The sequence below is a fragment of the Nostoc sp. genome (assembly GCF_036917515.1).
Lineage (GTDB): Bacteria > Cyanobacteriota > Cyanobacteriia > Cyanobacteriales > Nostocaceae > Nostoc.
In genome coordinates, this window is record NZ_JBALDE010000245.1 from 1 (window position 1) to 7,316 (window position 7,316).

The window sequence follows — 7,316 nt, forward strand, 5'->3', positions numbered from 1 at the left end:
CCGCAAGCAACTGGAGTACTTCCCTACCTTGCGAGCGGCAATGGAGTATGTTCTGAGTTTAGTGTCCTAACCAACCTGGCGGTTGCTATATCTATATATTTTTCTGATTTTTTATTACCAATTACACACAATTTACTGCCAGTAATATAAATTTTACCTGGCTCTTTGTAGTAAGCTTTGTGATCATTAATCCATCCTAGCTTCTCACCAGTTATTTTTACTTTTTAGATTTCAAATGTATGAATATCTAATCTATAAACTGGTGTTTCATTATAGATTATTGTACCATAATATCCTAAACTATCAATGATATATATATTCTCCAACTAATGTAGCTGAATAAAAATCAGTTGGCTCAAAAACATCTTGGGGATAACCAAAAATCTGAAAACTACCATCACCTTGATAAACTACAACATCGTTATATATACAAAAATTAGAATCATAGTAGTCTTCATGTTCACCAGCGATTTCTACAATTCTGCCATCTGGGAATTGTGTAATGGTTCTGCCAAATCGGTCATAGCACCATACTTTATATTGCCGATTTTCTTTATCTTTAAAAGTATTTTGGGCGTCATAAGCAGAACAACCTTCATAAATCATTACCTGCCAAAAAGGTATTTTCATCAATTCTGGATTAGTTTTGCCAAAACGCGAATGTTTGCCAGCAAAATATTGCTCTGGTGATAATTCTGATAGTGAGAATTTGCTGTTGGCAATTACGGTGAGCGATCGCCGCATATCATTGTTAATATCGCTCACATCTTCACCAGCTGCAACTAACATTTTGACAATTTCCTTCTTTGTCGCTATCTTAATGGCTTTATCATCGCAATTATTGATTCTGCTAGGGTTTGCGCCAGCTTCTAGTAAAATTCTGACGCAATCAGTAGCACCATACTCTGCTGCGATTATTAACGCAGTGTTACCAAAATCATCAGTGGCTTCAATATCCAATCTCTTTAATTTTGTGATTTATGTAAGAGGTCTAATAATTTAAATTTTATCTTAACTAATTTTTTAAGTAATACTAATTTGAAAAAAATGCGACAAATAGACTATCTGTAAAGACGCGATTCATCACGTATTTGCGCAAAACTCAAAAAAAAGGGATAAGCCCAAAACCTATCCCCAAAAAATCAATTAATTAATGTATCAAGTTCCTGAAGTCCAAGAATTGATGTACTCAATTTGCTCAGGAGTTAGGCTATCAATCGTAATACCAATAGCCTGCAACTTCAATCGAGCAATTTCTTGATCGACTTCAACCGGAATTGAGTGCAAACCTGGTTCCAACTTACCCTTATTCTTCACCAGGAATTCACAAGCCAAAGCTTGGTTCGCAAAACTCATATCCATTACTGCGCTGGGGTGTCCTTCAGCCGCAGCTAGGTTAATCAAGCGTCCTTGTCCAAGAACGACAATTGATTTACCATTTTTCAACTTGTACTCTTCAGTGAAAGGACGAACTTCTTTGATTTCCTTAGCTTGTGCAGCTAAGTATTTCAAATCAAGTTCCAAGTCAAAGTGACCAGAGTTACAAACGATCGCACCATCTTTCATGACATCGAAGTGTTCACCACGAACGACGTGCTTGTTACCAGTCACAGTGACAAAAATATCACCTTGGGGTGCAGCTTCAGCCATTGGCAGGACGCGGAAGCCATCCATTATGGCTTCAATTGCCTTGATGGGGTCGACTTCGGTGACGATGACGTTAGCACCCATCCCACGGGCGCGGAGGGCTGTACCTTTACCACACCAGCCATAACCGACAACAACAACGTTCTTTCCAGCCAACAAAATATTTGTGGCGCGGATAATACCATCTAGGGTTGATTGCCCAGTACCATAGCGATTATCAAAGAAGTGCTTGGTGTCAGCATCGTTGACGTTGACTGCGGGGAAGGTGAGAACGCCTTCTCTAAACATGGCGCGTAAACGCACAATGCCGGTGGTGGTTTCTTCGGTGGTGCCTATCAAATCAGCAATTTGGTGTTGGCGTTCTTGTACCAAAGTTGCAACTACATCGCTACCGTCATCAATAATGACATTGGGGCGATGATCTAAAGCTATTTGGACGTGGCGGTTATAAGTTGCATTATCTTCGCCTTTTTGAGCAAAGACGGGAATTTCATGATCGGCGACGAGGCTAGCAGCTACGTCATCTTGGGTTGATAGGGGATTGCTAGCAATTAAAAGCGCATCTGCACCACCGGCTTTCAAAGCGATCGCCAAATGTGCTGTTTCTGTTGTAATGTGGGCACAAGCTACAAGGCGTAAACCAGCGAAGGGCTTTTCGATAGCAAAGCGATCGCGGATTTGCCGCAAAACGGGCATTTCGCGTCCAGCCCATTCAATGCGCTGTCTTCCCAAGGCAGCTAGGCCGAGGTCTTTAACCTCGTGCTTTAATCGGGGAGAAGTTGCGGTCATCAAAAGTTACCTCAAAAAATTAAAAAAGCTACGTAAAGTTTACGCACTCTACTAGGTTATTCTACTACTGGCAATTTTTGCTTGTATGAAAGCAAATTATTAGTCAATAGTCTTCAGGACTAGCTTGACGTTTGATCGGCAGAATGTCAACTTCCTCCCCAGCTTCTTCCTTTTTGTTTTATCTTTGGTAAGAGTAAGATTCTTCTCAGCCATACATGCTGATTTTTAGTACATTGTCATCTTTCTAAAGATAGAGAACAAAAAAACAGGAAAATTTCATCGTTTAAAGGGAAAACCTCAACTTTAGATAGGTACATCTACCCAAAGTTATTACGGAGGATAGTTATAGAAGTAATCACCAGTAGATTTTACTCAAGGAGGTGTTTGAGTGCGCTTTCAATTTTTGGCGATTGTTAGTTCAATGGCCATAGGCGTTGTATCTGTGCCAAAAGCCACAGCCCAGATTCCTTTTTTACCGCAACTGCAAGCTCCTAGCAGTGTGAGTAATGATTCAGATAACAGAGTTGTTTCGGGCTGGATTTATTTAGATGGTCGTCAGTTATTTCAAATAGCGGCAACAAGAACCAATTTTCCTGAGCGTTCAGAAGATATTCAAAAGAAGTTGCAGAAAATTGGTCAAAATTACTTTCAATCACCAGCAAAAACACCAGTCAAGGTAGATGTTCGTGAAGCCAATGGATTACCAGTAATTTATGTCAACGGTCAATATCTGATGACTGTTACTTCTGAAGATGCTGCACTGCGACAGGTAGATGTATCGACATCGGCAAATCAAGTGGCCGAATCATTACAAGAAGACTTGCAACAAGCAAAGCAAGAAAGACAAACTCCATCTCTAATTGACCAAGGTAAAATTGCTGCTGGTACCGGAGTGGCAATGGTAATTATCAGTTTGGGGCTATATGGCTGGCAGCGCCGTTCCCAAAAGGATTTAAAACGCTCCATTGCCTCCCAACCCCAAAGCGAACTCTTCAACTATCCAAAACCAGCAGATCAAGCAATTACAACACAACTCAATCAACGACAACAGCAACATCTCCAAGAAGCCAAGAAACGATTATTTGAGCTCGGTCAAGCCGGAATTTGGGGAGGTGGAAGCTTCTTTATTTTGGGTCTATTTCCCTATACACGAGGTTTTCAAGTAGCAATTCTCACAGCTGCCCAATTTCCTTTGCGATTAGGTGTCGTATGTCTGGGTATCTATGTCACAATTCGTTTGACCTACGCCTTAATTGACCGCTTTGCCTCCACTTTGATTAGCAGTGGTGCTTTCCTCACCCCAGAAAGTTCTGAACGGCTGCAACTGCGAGTTTCCACATTTTCTGGTGTAACTAAAAGTATCACTACTGTGATCTGGGTAGGAGTAGGTTTCTTGATAGCGCTGGTATCCTTGGGGATAGATATCGTTCCCTTACTAGCGGGTGCCAGTTTAATTGGTGTTGCATTGTCTTTGGCGTCGCAAAACTTAATTAAAGATGCGATTAACGGTTTTTTGATCATTTTAGAAGACCAGTATGCTTTAGGCGATGTGATTAATGTGGGAGACGTAGGAGGCTTAGTAGAAAATCTGAATCTGCGGATGACCCAACTACGGGATTCGGAAGGGCGCTTGATCACAATTCCCAATGGTGAAATTAAAGTTGTTGCCAATCTTTCTAGTCGTTGGTCACGAGCCGATTTAACGATTCCCATCGCCTACCAAGCCGATACAGAAGAGGCTTTGAAGTTGATTGCAACTATTGCCGATAAGATGAATCAAGAAATGCAATGGCAGAGTCAAATTTTGGAACCGCCGCAAGTTTTAGGAATAGATCAATTTGGCGATCGCGGTTTGGTTATTCGTGTCTGGATTAAAACACAGCCCCTCAAACAATGGGATGTCGCACGGGAATTTCGCCGCCGCCTGAAAGTTGCCCTAGACGAGGCTGGAATTTCCATCTCTGTACCTCAACAAGCAATTTGGGTCAATGACGATCAGTTGTTAAATTTTCCGAGTAATGGCAAAGATAATTAGAAATTTGGGCGTTGCATAATAGAGGAATGAATTGAGGTATTATACTGTGCATTGTCCATATTGTAAGTCTACGGGGATCAAAAAAAATGGCAAACGAAGAGGTAAATAAAACCACATTTGTGTAAACTGTGGTCATCAATTTCTATATGTATACAGTCCACCAAAAGGATACTCAGATCACCTAAAACAAGAATGCTTAAAAGCATACGTTAATGGTGAGGGATTGCGAGCGATTGAGCGTCCAAAGGTGTTCACAATACCACTGTAATTTATTGGCTAAAACAAATTGGTGAAAAACTGCTAGATGCACCGCCAATTAAAGAGATTCCAGAAGTAGGAGAACTAGATGAATTAGGGACTTTCATTAGTTCAAAAAAAACAAAATTTGGTTATGGACAGCAGTCAATCACTTCCGTCAAGGAATTTTAGTTTGGGTTGTAGGAGATCACAGTGCTGAAACATTTAAACCTTTGTGGGACATTGTTGGCTGCTGGTAGTGCTATTTTTATGTTACCGATGGATGTAAAGTTTACCCTAGCTTGATTCAGCTAGGAGATCATATCGTCAGTAAAACGTGTATGACCAGAGTAGAAGGTAAAAATACACCTTTGCGTCATTATCTGGCACGCTTAGATCGCAAAACATTATGCTATTCTAAGTCAGTAGATATGTTGAAATACTCAATTCGCTTGTTACTTCATTATTTCAAGTATAAGGAAATACTCGTGCTTATCTAATTCATCCCGCATTTATGCAACACCTCTTACTGAATTAGGCGTTGAAATTTTCCCATGCTATTTGATGCGTTTAAAAATCGTAAATCTCCTAAAATCGAATTCATCAAAACTAACCCAACCTGGCGTGTAGCATGGGGAAACATTAATCTAAATTATGAAGATATAGCTTGGCGAGATGAAAAAATTTCTGTAATTTTACCACGCACAACTTCGGAATTTCCGACGGAGAAATTAGCTATCAGTTATAAAGGACGATTTGTTGTTGTTGGTGATGTTTGGTTAACTAACCGAGTGCAGTTGCTGCAAAAATTGGGAATTGAACCGGATAGCTTTCAAGGAAGTTCTCTGCAACTGGTGGCCAATCTTTGGGAACAATGGGGTTTTGAATGTCTTAGCCAACTTGTAGGGATGTTTGCGCTAGTGGTTTGGGATAGAGACAAACAGGTGTTGAGATTGGTTCGCGATCGCATCGGTGTTCGTACTCTCTATTACACTACCACTGGATCAGTTCGTTGGATTGCACCTCAACTGAGAACTTTATCACCCCATCGTTCATCCGATTTAGATTTAGTGGCGTTGCGAGATTATCTTTGTTGTGCCTTTGTTCCTGGAGAACGAACCCTTTGGGAACAGGTGCAGGAACTGCGACCTGGAACCGTTTTAGAATTTCCCGATTGCAAAGTTACAGCTTATTGGCAGCTTCAAGAACAGATTACAGCAATCAATCAACCCTTAGCATGGCATGGCGATCGCTTGCGAGAACTCCTAGACCAAGTTGTTCAAGAATATTTACCACCAGCAAATGAACCCGTTGGCGTTTTTCTTTCTGGTGGTTTGGACTCTAGCAGTATCACTGCTTTAGTCGCAAAATTCCACAAAGCACCAGTCCACACTTTCTCAATTCATTTTGGTTCGGAATGTCCCAATGAGTTAGAATTTTCCAGTCTCGTTGCATCCCATTGTCAGACGCAGCACCACATTTTAGAAATTACTTTTCAGGATATGTGGTCACACCTGCCGGAAACAATGGCTTATTTAGATGACCCAATTGGCGACCCATTGACTGTTCCCAACCTGTTACTGGGACGCCTGGCGAGAGAAAGTGTAGAAGTAGTTTTGAATGGTGAAGGTGGCGACCCTTGTTTTGGCGGCCCAAAAAATCAGCCGATGCTAATTAATAGTTTATATGCCTCCGTCACCAATCAGGATGTATTGCAAGCTTATTTAATTTCCTTTCAAAAGTGTGCTGTTGACTTACAGCAACTTTTAAAACTAGAAGTTTGGACAGCAGTACAAACAGCGCCTTGGGTTTTTGCAGAAGATTTATATTCTCAAGCCAACTATCTAAATCGTTTGATGGCAATGAATATCAAATTTAAAGGCGCTGACCAAATTCTGACCAAAGTCAGTAACTTGACTCAAGCTGCTCTTTTGCAAGGTCGTTCTCCTCTGTTTGACCAAAGAATAGTAGACTTGAGTATGGAAATACCTCCAGAGTATAAGCTTTCTGGAGTAGAAGAAAAAGCAGTTTTAAAGCAAGCGATTACCTACGGTACGTCTTTGGCGAGCGCAGATATTTTACCAGACAAAATTATTCATCGTCCCAAAAGTGGCATGATGGTACCGGTGCAGTTAGGATTTCGGAAATATTGGCAGCAAGAAGCCAGAGATTTATTGCTCAATCAAAATGCATGTATTACTCCTTACTTGAACCAATTACCAATTCGTAATTGGTTAAACTATCAAGGAGATACTTGGAGTCGTTATGGAGTCAAGCTATGGTTGCTTGCTAGTTTAGAAATTTGGTTACAACTAAATCAACAAGCGCAGTAGTGAAAGCAACAAAAGGATAGGTCATGACTAGTTGGGTTATGCCTTTACTATCAATACTGGGTAATAAGTTAAAAAAATACTCAGTACTGATGGAAATTTTGCATCTTAACTTATCCTCTGGCTTTTCATAAAAAGCCGTAGAGAAATCGAAGTCATTAATACCAATGACAAATGACTCTTATTATATAGCAGTTCCTGCTTGAGTGCAATACAGTATGGGATGATGGAGTATATCAACGTCTAAGTGCCTGTAGAATGAAACCTTACTCCTGTGA

At 40.7% G+C, this 7,316-nt stretch carries 4 protein-coding genes and 1 pseudogene; 3 read left to right on the forward strand and 2 right to left on the reverse strand.

Annotated features, from left to right (window positions below):
• Window positions 1-303 precede the first annotated feature (303 nt).
• A complete protein-coding gene (locus tag V7K89_RS31460) occupies window positions 304-960 on the reverse strand; it encodes an ankyrin repeat domain-containing protein (RefSeq protein ID WP_335194379.1) in 657 nt (218 codons plus the stop codon).
• A 198-nt stretch (window positions 961-1,158) separates the two neighbouring features.
• Window positions 1,159-2,436, reverse strand: a complete 1,278-nt coding sequence (gene ahcY / locus V7K89_RS31465) for an adenosylhomocysteinase (RefSeq protein WP_335194381.1) — start codon at window positions 2,434-2,436, stop codon at window positions 1,159-1,161.
• 388 nt (window positions 2,437-2,824) lie between these two features.
• Between ahcY and V7K89_RS31470 the strand changes: the two genes are divergently transcribed.
• The 3 genes and pseudogenes from V7K89_RS31470 (at window position 2,825) to V7K89_RS31480 (ending at window position 7,041) form a co-directional block, all read left to right on the forward strand.
• The gene (locus V7K89_RS31470; protein WP_335194383.1) at window positions 2,825-4,471 is read left to right on the forward strand and encodes a mechanosensitive ion channel family protein; all 1,647 of its coding nucleotides are present in this window, start codon (window positions 2,825-2,827) and stop codon (window positions 4,469-4,471) included.
• A gap of 46 nt (window positions 4,472-4,517) precedes the next feature.
• Window positions 4,518-5,208, forward strand: a pseudogene (locus V7K89_RS31475) (IS1 family transposase).
• Between the two features lie 54 nt (window positions 5,209-5,262).
• Window positions 5,263-7,041, forward strand: coding sequence for an asparagine synthetase B family protein (locus V7K89_RS31480; protein WP_335194385.1), 1,779 nt, complete (start codon window positions 5,263-5,265; stop codon window positions 7,039-7,041).
• The last annotated feature ends 275 nt before the right edge of the window (window positions 7,042-7,316 follow it).

What these genes read in the sequence shown, in the direction of transcription:
- ahcY (WP_335194381.1), bottom strand. Translation starts at nt 2,436, where the DNA reads ATGACCGCAACTTCTCCCCGATTAAAGCACGAGGTTAAAGACCTCGGC.
- V7K89_RS31480 (WP_335194385.1), top strand. Translation starts at nt 5,263, where the DNA reads ATGCTATTTGATGCGTTTAAAAATCGTAAATCTCCTAAAATCGAATTC.